The following is a 16,609-nucleotide window of genomic DNA, read 5'->3' as shown; positions in this document are numbered from 1 at the left end:
GATTGGTTCTTTCTTTATACGTTTATTTGGTGGCGGCTTGCGGCGCAAGGGCTTTGGCTACGTTCAGCATCTCTTCCTCCCAGTCATAACTTAGCGGGTTGATAGGGACCACTTTCGTCCCGGTTTGCTGTGCGATGGTTTCCGCATTGCGTTTGTCAAACTCCGGTTGGACGAAGATAACGCGTACGTTTTCCGCCTGACATAGGTCTATCAGGGCTTTCAGATGAGCGGGAGAAGGTTCTTTGCCTCCTTCTTCGATCGAAATCTGATGTAACTCATAGTCGCGGGCGAAGTAGGAGAGGGCCGGATGATAAATCATGAAGGCTTTGGCTGCTTCGGGGGTGGAGAGTTGATGGCGAATCAGGCTGTCGGTGTGCTGGATGCGCTGACAGAGAGAATCGTAACGGTTTCTGTAGTATGGTTCGTTTGCTTTATCCAGTTGGCTGAGGGCCTTGTAGGTATTTCCGGCGATGATTAAAGCATTACCGGTAGAATTCCATACGTGCGGTTCTACGGCGTGGATATGGCCGTCATGACTGTTATGTCCGTGGGCATGGTCATGCTCATCATTATTGAGTATGAGGTCGATTCCTTTGGAGGTGTCGAACACTTGGATATGGGGAGTATTGTTCATCAGGCGGTCCATCCAGGTTTGTTCGAAACCGATGTATCCGATGCGGAAATAGGCTTTGCTGTCTCCTAAAGAAACAAGTTGCTGGGGGATAGGATCGTATGTCTCAGGGCTGGAACCTTTGGGCACCATGCTGACTACTTTGAATTTATCTCCGGCAATAGCCTCGGTGAAATAACGTTGCGGTTCCAACGTGACGGTTATCACCGGCTTTGTCTCGTCATCGTTACTTGCTTGGGAGGAACGTCCTGTGCAGGCTGCCATCAGGAGGCAGGCACCAAGAAGGATAAGTGTTCTCATATCTTTTAGTTGTTGTTTCATGATTTTTTCTGTTTCGGGTTTTCAATCTTATCTTGTTTCTACTCTTGTTTTCGGGCCCGTAATATTTCCCGTTTACCACCCGGAGGTCCGGGAAGGCGTTCTACTATGAATCCGGCTGTCTGCAACATTCGGCGTACTACACCTTTGGCACAGTAGGTGGTCAGAATTCCGTCTTTATCTAATAAAACATAGAGGCGGTTGAATAGTTCTTGCGACCACATTTCCGGTTGCTTTTCCGGGGCGAAGGCGTCGAAATAGATTGTATTAAACGGAGAATTGAATGTTGAGTATTGAGGAATGACTGCATTGTTGTTGGTGCTGTTCATTTTTGACTCTTCCTGCTTTCCCATTATCCATTGATTGACGTCCGTTTCTATTTTCCGTAGGGTGAAGTGTGGCGTAAGCTGCACGTCTTTTTCCCAGGGCGATGTATGAAGCAGCTTAAACAATTCGATAGCCGATTGTTGTTCTTCTTCATCCGGGGTAAATTGCTCGTCGGTTGTTGTCTGCTTCCGATGTATGGTAAGCAGCTCATCGCTGGAGATATATTCTAGCTGTTCTACTGTCTGCCAGTCCAGCGGATAGAGTTCCAGTCCTGTATAGTGTATCTTTCGTCTGCTTCTTTCCGCTTCTTCAAGGGTGAGCCAAGCGTTGAGTCCTGTCCCGAAGCCGATCTCAAGAACACGTGGAGTAGCAGCAGGAGAGGCTTTCAGCCCCATATCGATGAAAATATGTTGAGACTCCGTGCGTGCCCCTTTCGTCGAATGATAATGCTCATTCAATTCCGGAACAAACAGAGTAGCGCTCCCGTCATCGGTTTTCTCAATTATTCTTTTCATCACCCAATCTTTAATACTTAATACCTAATACTTAATACTTTAAAAAAACACCTACCCTGCCATAGCATCCCAGGCACTTTCGAGCACATACAGGAGGAGGATATAACGTATCAGTTTGCCGACAAACATGGAAACGATAGTCAGCCATATATTGCTTCGCATAAATCCCAGTGCAATGGCTATCACTTCCCCAATGGCAGGAAGAAAGGTAAAGAATGCCATCAATGCCCCTTTTCCTTGCAGGAACTTCACCATTTTGTCTACCTTTTCTTTCTTTACCTTGAAATATTTCTCAATCCAGCTAATTTTGCCCAAACGTCCCATGTAGTAACAGGTCATTCCGCCCACTGTATTGCCGAGAGTGGCGGATATCAGACAGGCTATCGGGGGCAAACCGAGTTTCACCAGTGCCACCAGCACCAGTTCGGAACTGAAAGGCACAATGCTCCCGGCCAATAAAGCCGAAATGAATAATCCCGGCAGTCCCCATTCTATGAGGAGTTGTATCATTGAATTTACGAAAGTGTCCATATATTAAAAGCGAATAAGAGGATGAGGCCGACCAGTGAAATTATAAAGAACACATTCGAACTTTTACTATTGGTCAGTACAAAGAAATGTCCGATCAGGATGCTGTTGCTTATGATAAGCAAGGGCAACAGAGCACTGCAATATGTCGGTTGTAAGGCAATCAGCAGGAACAGGAAGAGCGTCAGGTCTATCAAAAACTGGAGATAGGCACGCGTGCGTATCTTATCCTCAAATCCGGCAGCGATGCAATGGACGGCACTGACGATAAACATCACGAGCAGATAGCCGAGTATAGCCAATTCCCAAGGCTGAAGGATTTGCAAATTGAAGACTTCTCCGAAGGCTAATAGCTGGTTGAAAGGGCGATAGAACAACTCCATCTCATGATAGAAGAAGGCGTGTCCGAACAGCATCCAGTAGGGTAGCATCCATCCGATCAGCGCACCGCAAAAACTACGTGGGGTGAGCGACTGGAAGCGGTAGGCTTCGAGCAACCAAAGTGCCGAGAGGATGGTGAGCTGTGGGAAAAGAATGCTTCCTGCTCCGATAAAGAAGAAGGAATAGAATAAATAGCCCGCAGCTTGTGCTTGCTGATAGCTTTTAAACAGAAAATAAATAGAAATGAGAGTGCCCAGCGCGACAATGTCTCCTGTGTATAGTAAATGCATTCCCGGACAGACGGTGACCAGCAGGAAATAAATAGCTGTCTGCATGGAGGCCCTCATACGGATAATGCTGAACTGGTTGTTCAGCTCTATCAGAAAGTAGCCGATGATTGCGTAAACCAGGAAGCTGGCAATTCGCTCTGCCCATCCCGAAAGTAGTAAATCGCGGGTGGATTGCAAGAAAGAAGAGCTGTTTTCGACTGCTGTTGAGGCTATGGAGCCGGGAAATAAAAAGTAAGTCAACACCCAGCATAAGGCGCAGATGAAGATAACGGCAGGCAGGGTCCACCGTCCTGCCGTCACTTGACTTTGTAGTCTTTTATTTCTCATTTGTCTGTCAGTTCTTTTGCCGTTCGGCGGGCATATATCATCGCTTTGTAGGATCTGTATACCGTGCAAATAGGAGATTTATACCTGCCGTGGCGTATCATTGTAGGTTGTTTTTTACAAATCGAATCCGATGTCGCGGCGGAAATACTTCTTGTTGAAGTCGATCATGTCTGCCACTTTGTAGCTCTGTGCCAGTGCTTCTTCTTTTGTTGCACCGTAAGAGCAGACGGCAATTACACGTCCTCCGTTTGTCACCACTTGTCCGTCTTTCATGGCTGTTCCGGCATGGAAGATGATGCTGTCGGTGGCGGCAGCCTGTTCCAGTCCACTGATAGGGAATCCTTTTTCGTATGCTTCGGGATAACCGCCGCTGACAAGAATGACGCAACCGGCCGAACGCGGGTCCATCACCAGTGTCTTCTCGTTCAGGTTGCCGGCTGCTGTGCCTTCAAGCAACTCTACGAGGTCGCTCTGGATGCGGAGCATCACGCTTTCTGTTTCCGGGTCGCCCATGCGGACGTTGTATTCGATAACCATCGGTTCACCTTTCACCTTGATAAGACCAAGGAAAATGAAACCTTTGTAGGTGATCTTTTCTTCTTTCAGACCATGGATGGTCGGTTCGATGATGCGTGTGCGTACTTTCTCCATAAATACTTCGTCAGCAAACGGAACCGGAGTCACGCTACCCATACCGCCTGTGTTCAGCCCTTTGTCGCCTTCACCAATACGTTTATAGTCTTTAGCTACGGGGAGGACTTTATAGTTTTCTCCGTCTGTCAGTACGAATACAGAGCATTCGATGCCGCTCAAGAACTCTTCAATCACAACGGTTGCCGATGCGGAACCGAACATGCCGCCGAGCATTTCTTTCAGTTCTTTTTTGGCTTCATCGAGCGTAGGAAGGATGAGGACTCCTTTTCCGGCACAAAGGCCATCAGCTTTCAATACGTAGGGAGCTTCCAACGTTTCGAGGAAGGCAAGACCTTCTTCGATGTTTTCGGAAGTGATGCTTTTGTAGCGGGCTGTCGGGATGTTGTGACGCATCATGAAGCCTTTGGCAAACTCCTTGCTGCCTTCCAGTTGTGCTCCTTGAGCCGAAGGACCGATCACGGCAATATGCTTTAGCTCCGGTCGGTTTTGGAAGTAGTCGTAGATTCCTTCTACCAACGGATCTTCGGGGCCTACCACTACCATTTGGATGTTCTCTTTCAGAGCAAAAGCACTGATTGCTTCAAAATCGGTTGCTTTGATGTTGACATTCTCGCCTACGGCAGTTGTTCCGGCATTTCCCGGAGCAATGTATAGTTTTTCAACTTTCGGACTTTGGGCAATTTTCCATGCCAGTGCATGTTCGCGGCCGCCCGAGCCTAGTAATAATATCTTCATCTTTGTATTGTTATAAATTTATACTGTTATCTATGATTTGTATGGATACGATGGGGTTTGTTAGTTTTATAAGTTCTGCTCAAAGTACCGGGTGATTTTCTCATGCAGATGTACACGGTCACGTCCTGCTACGTTGTGCTTGTGGCACGGGTAGATAAACAGATCAGGATAAGTGCGGGCATCTACACAGGCTTTCATGAACGACAGAGTGTGTTGTGGCACGCAGGTGTCGTCATGGTCGTCGTGAATAATCAGCAGGTGGCCTTTCAGTTGGCCGGCAAGGTTTTTCAGATTACATTCTTTGTAGCCTTCCGGATTGCTTTCCGGTGTATCCATATAGCGTTCGCCGTACATCACTTCATAATACCCCCAGTCGATTACCGGGCCTCCGGCAACGCCTACTTTGAATATTTCCGGGTAACGAAGCATCAGGGCGGTAGTCATGTGACCTCCGAAGCTCCATCCGTGTACGCCGATGCGCTCACTGTCTACGTAGGGGAGGGATTTCAGGAATTCAACGCCTTTTACCTGGTCCTTACCTTCTTCGATGCCGAGGCGGCGGAAAGTGGCATTTTCAAATGCCAGTCCACGGTTGCTGCTGCCACGATTGTCGATGGTGAACATGATATAGCCTTTGCCTGCCATGTATGTGTCCCATCCACGTGCGCCGTTCTGCCATCCTCCGGTGACGCATTGTGCGTGAGGACCTCCGTAGACGTATATGATGACGGGATATTTCTTGCTCGGGTCAAAGTTGGCCGGCTTCATCAGGCGGTAATGCAGGTCGGTGGTGCCGTCTGCCGCTTTGATTGTTCCGGTTTCGATGCTTGGCATCTGGTAGCCTTTGTAAGGGCTTTCAGCTGTCAGGAGGTTGACTGTTTCTTTGAAGTTTCTGGTGTCTACCAAGTTGATGACGCGAGGCTGGTCTTTTGTTGAATAACGGTCGATAAGATAAGTGCCGGAAGCGCTAAGCATACCGCTATGTTCGCTCTCCTTGCAGTTCTCGAATGGTTGGCTTATCTTTCCATTGCTCACGTTTACAGCGAAATGTCCGCTTTTCAAGCCTTCTACGGCTGTGAAGATGATTTCTTTACGCTTTGTGTTGAATCCCAGGACGTCGCTGACCAGCCAGTTGCCTTTGGTTAATTGTTTGGCTTTGCCGGTCTGGAAATAAGTACCACCGTTGGCGCTGCTATAAGTTTCACCTTTCATGTTGGCTGCATCGGCATCGAAGAGATAAAGATGGTTGTAGCCGTCACGCTGGCTTTGATAGATGAACTTGGTAGAATCCCACGGTAAAAACACGATTGCGTTCTGTGGTTCCACGTATTTAGGATGCATTTCTTCGTAGAGAACGCCCATCGGCTCTCCTGTCTCTGCGTTATACTGGCAAAGTTTGGCGTGATTCTGGTCACGGTTTATTTCAATCAGGTAGAGGCTTTTTTCATCCGGTGCCCAGCTGATATTGGTAAAATAACGGTCTGTGGGATCACCTGCGTTCAGATAAATGCTTTTGCCCGTAGCAGGGTTGTAAATGCCCACTTTTACCTGATGGCTCGTCATTCCTGCCATCGGATAACGTACATTGTTCACTTCACCTACGCGTGCAGTGATGTCTACAAGCGGATATTGTGTCACCATGCTCTCGTCCATACGGTAGAAAGCGAGCAGGTTGCCTTTCGGGCTCCAGAAAGTGCCTTTGTTGATACCGAATTCATTGCGGTGCACCGTTTGCCCACAAACGATACCTTCGGGTTCATTAGTTACCGCTTTTTCGTTCACATACAGATTGTTGCCTATCGTGTAAGCCACGTTTCCACTGGCTGCGCAATAGTCTTCATTAGCCGCTCCGTCTTTTGGCTTGAGAGTGCTGACAACTTGATTGTTCTTGAAGTCATATACAATGAACTTTCCTCCTATCATGAAAAGCATTTGTGTTTTGTCTGCCCATGGGAAACGGACGGAATACAAGTGTGATAACTTTCCTGCCTTGTTCTCTTCAAGCACTTTGTTGATCTGTTCACGAGTGATAACCATTGTTTCTTTCCCCGTTTTGGGTTGGATAGAATAAAGGGTATCTACGCCCGGCTTGATACATTCGTCACCCCACCATTGCAGTCCGTACAGGTTGTCTGCATAGCGGTAACTCTCGCCACCCGGAATCAATTCTTCCAGTGTCGGCTTTTTGGTTTCTTGTGCCATAACATTGAATCCGATTGGTAGTGCCAACAATAAAAGCATGGCTCTTTTTCCAATTTTACTCATTGCTCTTTTCTTTATTATTTGTTTTTAAATCCTTCTATTTTTACTCTGTCCAAGGGAGTCTGCTTGATTTGAATGGCAGCACTCAACTTGGCAAAAGCGGTGAATAGGTCGTCAAATTGCTTCTCGTAGCTTTCTCTGTCGGAGGATATGTCCTCTTCCAAGTATTCAATCCTTTTCCTCAATTCTTCCAATTCCTGTTTCGGAGCATGGGAGAGCAGGTATTGACGCATGTGGACGAAGGCATCCATAATATTAATACTGACTTCAATAGCACGGGGACTTTTCAGAACTCCAGATAACATTGCTACACCTTGTTCTGTAAAAGCGTAAGGCATTTTGCGAGTACCACCCCAACTTGATATTCCATTTTGGAATATCAAGTTGAACTCGTCTTTATTTAATTGAAACATGAATCTTGCAGGAAATCGTTCGATGTTTCGTTTAATGGCTTTATTGAAGTTACCTGTGGTAACTTCATACATCTCCGCCAAATCAAAGTCCAACATAACTTTTTGACCTCTGATCTCATAAATTTTATTTTCAATGATAACAATGTCGTTCATTTTTTCTTTAATTGGTTGCTATCATAGATAGCTTATTGGCGAAAATGTTATTTGAACTTGAGGTTGCAATTTGTGACCTTAAGTTGGTTATCAGGGTGTTAATGAGTGTGTGATGTTATAATGTGTCATTAACTATTGAATGGTTTATTCCTCTTCCTTCTTCGGAATCCTCGGCTCCCGGTTCCCCCTAAATTCTCTTGGCCCTCTTGAATCTCTTCCTCCGCGGAATTCTCCCCGTGGCTTTCTATCTCTGTCACCACCTTTGAACTCACCACCTTCTCTGCGCGGCTTGTATTCTCCCTCTCTGCGAGATTTGGATTCACCATCCCGACGCGGTTTGAACTCACCTTCGCGGCGTGGCTTAAATTCTTTTCTTTCTTTGAATCTTGGAGCCTGTTCTCCTTCAGCCTCTTTCTTTTCTTCTCCCTCTTCCTGGCTCTTGAACTCTTTGTATTTTCCGTCAAAAATCTCATATTTGCGGAACTCACACTCCAACGGTCCATTAAACAAAGGAACCTTCTGACTTGCTTTCAGACCAATCTGGTCGAAACACTCTTCCCGATAAGAAAGCACCCATGCCTCGTTTCCTACAAACGCATGTTTCAGACGTTCACCGATCATCTGATAAAGTCCAAGCAAATCATTAGTGGAAATACGTTCACCATAAGGCGGGTTAGTGATGATAATCGACTTCTCCTGCGGTTGCTCAAACTGCTGGAACGGTTGCAGCTTCAACACGATGTCTTTCGATACACCGGCAGCTTTTATATTGTGAGTCGCAATCTCATTAGCTTTCGGATTGTTATCGTATCCGTAAATCTTATGAGCAAATTCACGCTCCTGACTGTCATCATTGTAAATCTCATCGAACATATCCGCATCGAAATCTACCCATTTCTCAAAAGCAAACCCCTTACGGAATACTCCCGGAGCGATATTCTTGGCAATCAGTGCCGCTTCGATAGGGATAGTGCCCGAACCACACATCGGGTCGATCAGGTCACATTCTCCGCGCCATCCGGTCATTAGAATCATGCCGGCAGCCAATACCTCATTTAACGGGGCTTCTACTGCCTCTTGGCGATAACCGCGACGGTGAAGTGATTCTCCGGACGAGTCTAAAGACAACGTACAGGTAGTCTGTGCAATATGAATATTCAGAAGTACATCCGGATTGTTGATGCGTACCGACGGACGTTTTCCTGTTTTATCACGGAAATAATCCACAATCGCATCTTTCACCTTATACGAAACGAATTTCGAATGGCGGAACTCATCGCTGAATACTACTGCATCGATAGCGAACGTCTTGTTCACATCGAGATATTCTTCCCATGGAATAGCCTGTATTTGATTATAAACCTCATCGGCATCTTTGGCTGTAAAGTTTTTAATTGGTTTCAGGATACGGATGGCGGTGCGAAGGCAAAAATTCGCCTTATACATCATACGTTTATCTCCTGTGAATGAAACCATGCGACGTCCTATTTGAATATCGTTGGCTCCTAATGTTGTCAGTTCTTCTGCAAGTATCTCTTCCAGTCCCTGGAAAGTCTTGGCTATCATCTCGAATTGTTCGCTCATATAGATTCTTTTGATTTTATTTTTTTGCTTTAGTTTGTACGATTCTTGCTCCTGCAGGAACATTCTCCGTTACCCAGATATTACCGCCTACGGTTGCGTCACGCCCGATGGTGATTCTTCCCAAAATAGTGGCGTTGGAATAGACAATCACATTGTCTTCCAGGATCGGATGGCGGGGGATTCCCTTGATTGGTTTTCCGTCGGCATCCAGCGGGAAACTCTTGGCTCCCAGAGTGACGCCTTGATATAGCTTGACGTTATTTCCGATAATACTCGTGGCACCGATAACGACACCTGTACCGTGGTCGATAGTGAAGTGAGTGCCAATCTTTGCGGCCGGATGGATATCAATTCCCGTTTCGCTATGCGCCATTTCCGTGATGATGCGGGGAATCAAAGGAACACCCAGTTCCAGCAATTCATGCGCGATACGGTAATTGCTGATCGCTTTAATGGCCGGATAGCAGAAAATCACCTCTCCATAGCTTTCGGCAGCCGGGTCACCGTTATAGGCGGCTTCCACATCGGTTGCCAGTATTCTTCTCATGGCGGGTAACTTACTGATGAATTTAGCAGCAAGACGTGCAGCCTCTTCCCGTTTCGAGTCGGAGCAGACGTTACATTTTCCCTCTATGGAAGTGCTAAAACATAATCCGGCGAGGATTTGCTCACAAAGTAAATCAAACAATTTTTCAATGTTGACGCCGATGTGATAATTAATTGTCCGGCTGTTAATAGTAGAATTTCCGTAATATCCGGGGAAGAGAATAGAGCGTGAAAGCTCAATAATTTCATATAAGACTTTAGCAGAGGGCAGTGGTTCGCCATCTTTGTGCTGATGAAACAGTCCTTTATAAGATTCGCTTTCCGATAGCTCATCGACTGCCTGTGTCAAAATGTGGGTGAAGTTCAGTGGACTCATTAGGTCAGTTGCTCATATTTATATGGGCACAAAGGTATTAAAAAAATAATAAAATTCGCTGGGATTCAGGATAAATAATGTATTTTTGTCACATTCAAAACATGACATGAATAAGGGGGACTGATGAATCAGAGGACTGCTATGAAACTATTTGGGCTGTTAGGGCTGTTGATGTTGTTGAGTTGCGGATATGCTGATAGACACCGCAATAGCTCTTTGTGCGAACAGGTGTTGATTGATTCTCTGGAAGTTCGTGTACAGGACTCTTTGTTTTCCAATGTACATTATTCCCGCTCACAGGTGCTTGACGCACTGACACAAGCACAAGATTCCCAAGCTTATTATCGTCTGCTTGCCCTTTATGGGAAAACATTCTTTGTCTCTTCCGATTTTGATTCTATACTCTATTACAACTGCCGGGTAAAGGAATTTTCCCGGAAAGCTTCCGAATGTCCTCAATGGAATGATGTGTTATCCGATGTTTATAATATCGAAGGTAACGTGTGGATGCAACTGAACCGTCCTGATTCTGCAATTATCGATTATAAGAAAGCCTACGAATATCGCCTGAAAGGAAAGAAACTGCACCTGCTCCCGGATATTTGTATCAATACTGCTGATGCCTACCTGCATCGCAGTGACTTGGCACACACAGCTTCGTATTATCGTCGTGCCCTGTTTCTCTGTGATTCGCTGAACTTGTCCGAACACGCGAAATTCCCTGTCTACTACGGATTAGGGCAAACTTACATGGAACTGCGGGATTTCGATTTATCCAATTATTACTATGAATTGGCCGGACAGTATTTCGACGACATGAACGTGAGCGAACAATGGACTTATCTCAACAATCGCGGTAATCATTATTATTACCGGAAAGACTATCAGGAAGCTTTGAAGTATATGCGCAGAGCCAATGTGCTCGTCTCTTCTTATCCGCAGATGGTGTTTGAACAGAATTTTATCAAAGTAAACCTGGGAGAATTGTACTTGCTGACTGACAAACTGGACTCCGCACAGGTCTGTCTGGATGAGAGTTATCGGTTCTTCTCCGATATACAGCATAATTCGGCCGTACATTACATCGAAACCCAGATGATTGAACTGGCATTGAAGAAAGGAAATATAGCTCAAGCGAAAACAATGATCGCCCGGACTGCTCCTGTCGGGCATCTTGACGCCAATATGCTGACTATACGCAATCAGTATCTGCAACATTATTTTGAGCATATCGGTGATTACCGCCATGCCTATGAATATCTGAAACGTGATTGTCATCTGGATGATTCCATTCGTAGCGAACGAATACAGATGCGTGTTGCCGAACTGGATATGCGCTATAGGCAAGATACAATCGTACTTCGTAAAGAAATACAGATTCAGCGACAGGCAGGAGAGATGAGGGTGCTCAAATTGAGCGTATCTATTTGGGTGCTTGTCTGCGTGCTGCTTGTAGTGGGAGTAGTGGTGGTTGTCTGGTATATGCGTAAAAAGAGGGAGTTTCTTCGTCAGCGATTCTTCCAACAAATCAACCGTGTTCGCATGGAGAACTTGCGGAGCCGTATTTCTCCTCATTTCACTTTTAATGTATTGGGACGTGAAATCAACCAGTTTAACGGCTCGGAAGAGGTAAAACATAATCTGATGGAACTGGTGAAGTATCTTCGTCGAAGCCTCGAACTTACCGAGAAGTTGAGTGTATCCTTGCAAGATGAACTGGATTTCGTGCGTACATATATCGAATTGGAGCGCGGGCGTGTAGGGGAAGAGTTTGTAGCGACGGTCACAGTGGAGGACGGATTAGATGCAACCCGCATTATGATTCCTTCTATGATTGTACAAATTCCGGTAGAAAATGCGATTAAGCATGGACTGGCGGGAAAGGACGGAAAAAAGGAACTAAGTGTATATGTTTCCCGTGAAACAAATGGGATTCGCATGACGATTACTGACAACGGACGCGGATATCTTCCGCAAGTGGCTTCTGCCACACGGGGGACTGGCACAGGACTGAAAGTGCTTTATCAGACCATCCAATTACTGAATACAAAGAATAAAAGTGATAAAATACGTTTTGATATAACCAATAGAAGCGATGGACAAACCGGTACGCAAGTGTCGGTATATATCCCGTTTCGTTTTTCTTATGATTTATGATGGAGACAGAAGAAAAGTATAAGGTAGTCATCGTTGACGATGAACGGACAGCGATTGATGCTTTGCGCCGCGAGTTAGAGCCCTATCGTGAATTTGAAGTAAAAGGAATCGCAGGGAATGGTGCAAAGGGTAAAAAGATGATTATGGAGTTGCATCCGGATTTATTGTTTCTCGATGTGGAGCTTCCGGATATCTTGGGGCTTAACTTGCTAAGTGAAATTAGAGAGGATATTTTGTGGGATATGAAGGTGGTGTTTTACACTTCTTATGATAAATACTTGCTTCAGGCATTGCGTGAGTCGGCTTTCGACTTCTTGTTGAAGCCTTTTGAAGCGGAAGACCTGAAAGTGATTATGGAGCGTTACCGGAAGGCGATGACCTCTGCTTCGCTTCCTCTTTTGCCTTCTTTTGCCTCTTCTATCAGTGCATTAATGCCACAACAGGGCATGTTTATGATTAGTACAGTGACGGGTTTCAAGCTTTTACGCCTGGAAGAAATCGGCTTTTTTGAATATCTGAAAGACAAGCGTCAATGGCAGGTAGTCTTGTTTAATCAGACTCGTCTGAATTTGAAACGGAATACAAAAGCAGAAGATATTATCAGTTATTCACAAGCTTTTGTACAGATTAGTCAATCGGCTATTGTAAATGTTAATTATCTGGCAATGATTGATGGTAAATGTTGTCAACTCTATCCGCCTTTTCACGACAAAAACGATCTGATTATTTCCCGAAGTTATCTGAAAGAACTGCAAGAGCGTTTCTTTGTTTTGTAATGTAGACCTCATATAATGAAATACGCCACTTCTTCAGCAGAAGCGGCGTATCCTTTTGTTAGAATATTAGAATGAGAGAGAGAGTTTATGTTACATATTTGTATTATCCATCGTAACGGTCATTTCGGGTACCAGTACGTAGGCTTGTTTTTTAGCGTTCCATTTATAATAATTGGTAGTGACGGTCTTGCCTTCGTATGTATAGTTGATACGTAGGTCTTTTTCCCATTTGTCCTTGTTGCTGTTCCACTTCAAGGCTTCACTTTCAATCATACGTTTATTGTCATCGTACTTGTAGTTGTATTTCATGTAGTTGGCAAGTGTGTTTCCGTCCATTTTGTAAACGGTCTGTCCCACTGTCATACCATTCTCTTCGATTGGATTATAAATCAATTGATTATCGTAGCTACGTGCAGAAGTAGCAAGCGATACAACAAGAAGAGCTGCAGATAAAACGAACATTTTTAAAGATACTTTTGCTTTCATGGCTATTTAAATTTTTGAGTTATACTTTCATTTGTCTACCAAACGTGTAGGTTTTACGCTGCAAATCTACATATTAATTTGGTATTTATGCATATTTGGAGATAAAAGATTGTCAAAATGTCAATAGGTGAGGCTGGGAATAGGTTGCTTTTTGCCAAGATTGGTGACAAAAAAATATCCGGCAGTCAATCTGCCGGATATAGAATGAATCACTTCGTCGAAAAAGGAATCCTTTTTATAGCTTTCTGGATAATGAGTTAAATAATATTAATGTGCTTCAAGCCAGTTTTTACCCCATCCGCAATCTGCTTTCAAGGGGACGTGCATACGGTATGCTCTCTCCATTTCTTCAATGACAATTTCTTCTACGCGCTCTTTTTCGTTGACGGGAACGCTGAAGTTTAATTCGTCATGTACTTGCAGAATCATTTTGGCTTGTATTCCTTCGGCCTGGAAACGTTGATAGATACGTGCCATAGCTACTTTTATAATATCTGCCGCACTTCCCTGGATAGGGGCATTGATGGCATTTCGTTCCGCATATCCGCGTACAACGGCATTGCGGGAATTGATATCCGGCAAGAAGCGTTTTCGGTGGAAAATTGTTTCCACGTAGCCTTTTTCCTGGGCCACCTGAATACTTTTGTCCATATAGGCTTTTACTCCCGGATAAGTTTCAAAATAACCGTCGATTAGTTCTTTGGCTTCTTTGCGGTCTACATTCATCCGTTCGGCAAGGCCGAATACGGATATGCCATAGATAATACCAAAGTTGGCTGTCTTGGCTTTGCGGCGCATGTCGGAGCCTACATTTTTCAGGTCAATCTTATAGATTTTGGCAGCGGTGGCAGCATGAATATCGTGATTGCTAAGGAAAGCGTCGATCATATTTTTATCCTCGCTGAGGTGCGCCATGATACGCAATTCGATCTGCGAATAGTCGGCAGAGAAAAAGAGGCAGCCTTCATCGGGGATGAATGCTTTACGGATTTCTTTCCCATTCTCGTCGCGGATAGGGATATTCTGTAAGTTCGGGTTGCTTGAACTAAGGCGTCCCGTAGCGGTTACAGTCTGGTTGAAAGACGTATGTACCCTTCCTGTGCGTGGGTTGATAAGTAGGGGAAGCGCGTCGATGTACGTGCCCAATAGCTTTTTCAGTCCGCGATGTTCCAGAATCTTTTCTACCACAGGATGTTTATGCCGGAGGCTTTCGAGCACTTCTTCCGAGGTGACATACTGTCCGGTCTTGGTCTTTTTTGCCTTTTCTACAATCTTCAGCTTGTCAAACAAGACTTCGCCGACTTGCTTGGGGGAAGCGATGTTGAAGGTCTCACCGGCCAGTTCGTAAATCTCTTTTTCGATTTGCTCCATCTGGGCGGTGAAATGAGCGGATGATTGTTGCAGTGCTTCCGTGTCCAGCAATACTCCGTTTCGTTCGATATTGACCAATACCGGGACAAGCGGCATTTCTATATCATAGAATAAACGTTCGGCGTCATTCTCTTTCAGCTCTTTCTCCAATACGTTTTTCAGTTTTAGAGTGACGTCCGCATCTTCGCAAGCGTACAGATATACATCTTTCGGGTCGAGGTCGCGCATGTTCTTCTGATTCTTTCCTTTGGGACCTATCAGTTCGTCAATATGGATAGTCTGATAATGCAGATAAATTTCTGCCAGGTAATCCATTCCATGACGGAGTTCCGGTTGAAGAACATAGTGAGCGATCATCGTATCGAAAAGCGGACCTTTTACTACTGCACCATAATTTTGAAGAACGATCATATCGTACTTGATATTCTGTCCGACTTTTAACGAATTCTCATTTTCGAAGACAGGGCGGAACTCCTTTACGATTTTTAACGCTTCGTTCCGATCTGATGGAACAGGAACATAAAACGCTTCATTTTCGGCAATGGAAAAACTCATTCCGACCAATTCGGCATCCATTGGTTCGGTTCCGGTGGTTTCCGTATCTAACGAGAGAATTTTCGATGTAAGCAACTTTTGAATAATTTCTAGTCTTTTCTCCTCTGTATCAATAAGTTGATAGTTGTATGAATGCGATTCTAACGTCTCTAGATTCGATTTTTTTGCTTCATTCGGCTCATTGGACGTGAAATTCGCAAACAAATCGCCTTGTATTCCGCCTCCTTCTTCGGGAAAAAGTGGAAGAGGAGAGGGGGCGTTTTTTCCGGTGGCGACTTTACTTCCGGGAGCGGAGGTTATTCCATTTCCGGAAACCTCTTTTTTTAGTACCCGGTCGATGAGCGTTCTAAATTCCAGTTCTTCGAAAATATTTCGGAGTGAATCTTCATCTGCTTCTTCGCGGACGAGAGAGTCCATTTCAAGTTGGATGGGGACATCAATTTTAATCGTGGCGAGGAATTTCGAGAAAGTAATCATTTCCCGGTTCGTTTCCACTTTTGTTTTCAGTGCACCTTTCAGTTGGTCGGTATGCTCTAATAAGTTTTCGATGCTTCCGAATTCAGAAATTAGTTTTTGGGCAGTCTTTTCTCCTACTCCGGGACATCCGGGGATATTATCCGAAGAGTCGCCCATCAGTCCGAGCATGTCAATCACTTGTGCCGGAGACTGAATGTCAAACTTGGCTTTCACTTCCTCAACACCCATCACTTCGAAACCTCCTGTATGCTTGGGACGGTACATAAATACCTTGTCGCTTACCAGCTGCCCGTAATCCTTGTCGGGAGTCATCATATAAGTGGTGATGCCTTGACGGCCGGCTTCGGTGGCAAGTGTACCTATTACGTCGTCGGCCTCGTAGCCTGCAACTTCCAGAATAGGGATGCGGTAAGCACGTATAATATCCTTTATAATAGGTACGGAAAGGCGGATCGCTTCCGGAGTTTCCTCACGCTGTGCTTTATATTGTTCGAAAGCTTCGTGGCGGAAGGTAGGTCCTGCGGGGTCGAAGGCTACTCCTATATGAGTAGGATTCTCTTTTTTCAGCACTTCTTCGAGGGTGTTTACAAACCCCAGTATAGCTGAAGTGTTGAATCCTTTGGAATTGATTCTTGGGTTCTTAATAAAGGCATAATACGCCCGATATATCAGTGCATAAGCGTCTAAAAGAAATAATTTATTACTTGAATCCATAGATTTAATTAATTTTTCATGGTAAAAGTACAA

Annotated in this window: 13 protein-coding genes; 2 read left to right on the top strand and 11 right to left on the bottom strand. The window is 45.0% G+C overall.

Annotation, left to right across the window (positions count from 1 at the left end):
* Positions 1-22 precede the first annotated feature (22 nt).
* The 9 genes from I2I04_RS17985 to I2I04_RS17945 all read right to left on the bottom strand — a co-directional run bounded on the left by I2I04_RS17985 (position 23) and on the right by I2I04_RS17945 (position 10,040).
* Positions 23-952 (bottom strand): metal ABC transporter solute-binding protein, Zn/Mn family, encoded by a 930-nt coding sequence (locus I2I04_RS17985; protein ID WP_195655558.1) that lies wholly within the window; start codon positions 950-952, stop codon positions 23-25.
* Between the two features lie 38 nt (positions 953-990).
* Positions 991-1,791: a tRNA (5-methylaminomethyl-2-thiouridine)(34)-methyltransferase MnmD gene (gene mnmD / locus I2I04_RS17980; RefSeq protein WP_195655557.1), complete on the bottom strand. Its 801-nt coding sequence runs from the start codon at positions 1,789-1,791 to the stop codon at positions 991-993.
* Between the two features lie 51 nt (positions 1,792-1,842).
* Entirely contained in the window at positions 1,843-2,322 is a 480-nt protein-coding gene (locus tag I2I04_RS17975) for a YqaA family protein (RefSeq protein WP_195655556.1), read from the bottom strand.
* On the bottom strand, positions 2,307-3,317 hold the full coding sequence (locus I2I04_RS17970; protein ID WP_143256624.1) for a hypothetical protein: 1,011 nt from the start codon (positions 3,315-3,317) through the stop codon (positions 2,307-2,309). Before I2I04_RS17970 ends, I2I04_RS17975 begins: the two co-directional genes overlap by 16 nt.
* 114 nt (positions 3,318-3,431) lie before the next feature.
* Complete coding sequence (gene purD / locus I2I04_RS17965; protein ID WP_143256625.1) at positions 3,432-4,706, bottom strand: phosphoribosylamine--glycine ligase; 1,275 nt, start codon at positions 4,704-4,706, stop codon at positions 3,432-3,434.
* A gap of 66 nt (positions 4,707-4,772) precedes the next feature.
* Positions 4,773-6,971 (bottom strand): S9 family peptidase, encoded by a 2,199-nt coding sequence (locus tag I2I04_RS17960; RefSeq protein WP_195655555.1) that lies wholly within the window; start codon positions 6,969-6,971, stop codon positions 4,773-4,775.
* A 14-nt stretch (positions 6,972-6,985) separates the two neighbouring features.
* Positions 6,986-7,534 carry an ORF6N domain-containing protein gene (locus tag I2I04_RS17955; protein WP_004313721.1) on the bottom strand — a complete coding sequence of 183 codons (549 nt, stop codon included), beginning with the start codon at positions 7,532-7,534 and terminating at the stop codon, positions 6,986-6,988.
* A 144-nt stretch (positions 7,535-7,678) separates the two neighbouring features.
* Positions 7,679-9,118, bottom strand: a complete 1,440-nt coding sequence (locus I2I04_RS17950; RefSeq protein ID WP_143256627.1) for a class I SAM-dependent RNA methyltransferase — start codon at positions 9,116-9,118, stop codon at positions 7,679-7,681.
* Between the two features lie 16 nt (positions 9,119-9,134).
* Positions 9,135-10,040, bottom strand: coding sequence for a serine O-acetyltransferase (locus I2I04_RS17945; RefSeq protein ID WP_004296704.1), 906 nt, complete (start codon positions 10,038-10,040; stop codon positions 9,135-9,137).
* 123 nt (positions 10,041-10,163) lie between these two features.
* Here I2I04_RS17945 and I2I04_RS17940 point away from each other — a divergent pair, with 123 nt between their 5' ends.
* Together I2I04_RS17940 and I2I04_RS17935 are read left to right on the top strand one after the other, a co-directional pair.
* The gene (locus tag I2I04_RS17940) at positions 10,164-12,197 is read left to right on the top strand and encodes a histidine kinase (protein WP_195655554.1); all 2,034 of its coding nucleotides are present in this window, start codon (positions 10,164-10,166) and stop codon (positions 12,195-12,197) included.
* A complete protein-coding gene (locus tag I2I04_RS17935) occupies positions 12,194-12,973 on the top strand; it encodes a LytR/AlgR family response regulator transcription factor (RefSeq protein WP_143256629.1) in 780 nt (259 codons plus the stop codon). Before I2I04_RS17940 ends, I2I04_RS17935 begins: the two co-directional genes overlap by 4 nt.
* A 90-nt stretch (positions 12,974-13,063) precedes the next feature.
* Here I2I04_RS17935 and I2I04_RS17930 read toward each other — a convergent pair whose 3' ends face one another.
* Positions 13,064-13,459, bottom strand: coding sequence for a DUF3836 domain-containing protein (locus I2I04_RS17930; RefSeq protein ID WP_143256630.1), 396 nt, complete (start codon positions 13,457-13,459; stop codon positions 13,064-13,066).
* A gap of 267 nt (positions 13,460-13,726) precedes the next feature.
* Positions 13,727-16,576, bottom strand: a complete 2,850-nt coding sequence (gene polA, locus I2I04_RS17925) for a DNA polymerase I (protein WP_195655553.1) — start codon at positions 16,574-16,576, stop codon at positions 13,727-13,729.
* Positions 16,577-16,609 lie beyond the last annotated feature (33 nt).

Source organism: Bacteroides sp. 1001136B_160425_E2 (genome assembly GCF_015559655.1).
In the GTDB taxonomy this organism is placed as follows: domain Bacteria; phylum Bacteroidota; class Bacteroidia; order Bacteroidales; family Bacteroidaceae; genus Bacteroides; species Bacteroides luhongzhouii.
Note: the sequence above shows the minus strand (reverse complement) of the source record. Positions and strands in the feature narration are given on the sequence as shown.

What these genes read in the sequence shown, in the direction of transcription:
- I2I04_RS17985 (WP_195655558.1), bottom strand. Translation starts at nt 952, where the DNA reads ATGAAACAACAACTAAAAGATATGAGAACACTTATCCTTCTTGGTGCC.
- mnmD (WP_195655557.1), bottom strand. Translation starts at nt 1,791, where the DNA reads ATGAAAAGAATAATTGAGAAAACCGATGACGGGAGCGCTACTCTGTTT.
- I2I04_RS17975 (WP_195655556.1), bottom strand. Translation starts at nt 2,322, where the DNA reads ATGGACACTTTCGTAAATTCAATGATACAACTCCTCATAGAATGGGGA.
- I2I04_RS17970 (WP_143256624.1), bottom strand. Translation starts at nt 3,317, where the DNA reads ATGAGAAATAAAAGACTACAAAGTCAAGTGACGGCAGGACGGTGGACC.
- purD (WP_143256625.1), bottom strand. Translation starts at nt 4,706, where the DNA reads ATGAAGATATTATTACTAGGCTCGGGCGGCCGCGAACATGCACTGGCA.
- I2I04_RS17960 (WP_195655555.1), bottom strand. Translation starts at nt 6,971, where the DNA reads ATGAGTAAAATTGGAAAAAGAGCCATGCTTTTATTGTTGGCACTACCA.
- I2I04_RS17955 (WP_004313721.1), bottom strand. Translation starts at nt 7,534, where the DNA reads ATGAACGACATTGTTATCATTGAAAATAAAATTTATGAGATCAGAGGT.
- I2I04_RS17950 (WP_143256627.1), bottom strand. Translation starts at nt 9,118, where the DNA reads ATGAGCGAACAATTCGAGATGATAGCCAAGACTTTCCAGGGACTGGAA.
- I2I04_RS17945 (WP_004296704.1), bottom strand. Translation starts at nt 10,040, where the DNA reads ATGAGTCCACTGAACTTCACCCACATTTTGACACAGGCAGTCGATGAG.
- I2I04_RS17940 (WP_195655554.1), top strand. Translation starts at nt 10,164, where the DNA reads ATGAATCAGAGGACTGCTATGAAACTATTTGGGCTGTTAGGGCTGTTG.
- I2I04_RS17935 (WP_143256629.1), top strand. Translation starts at nt 12,194, where the DNA reads ATGATGGAGACAGAAGAAAAGTATAAGGTAGTCATCGTTGACGATGAA.
- I2I04_RS17930 (WP_143256630.1), bottom strand. Translation starts at nt 13,459, where the DNA reads ATGAAAGCAAAAGTATCTTTAAAAATGTTCGTTTTATCTGCAGCTCTT.
- polA (WP_195655553.1), bottom strand. Translation starts at nt 16,576, where the DNA reads ATGGATTCAAGTAATAAATTATTTCTTTTAGACGCTTATGCACTGATA.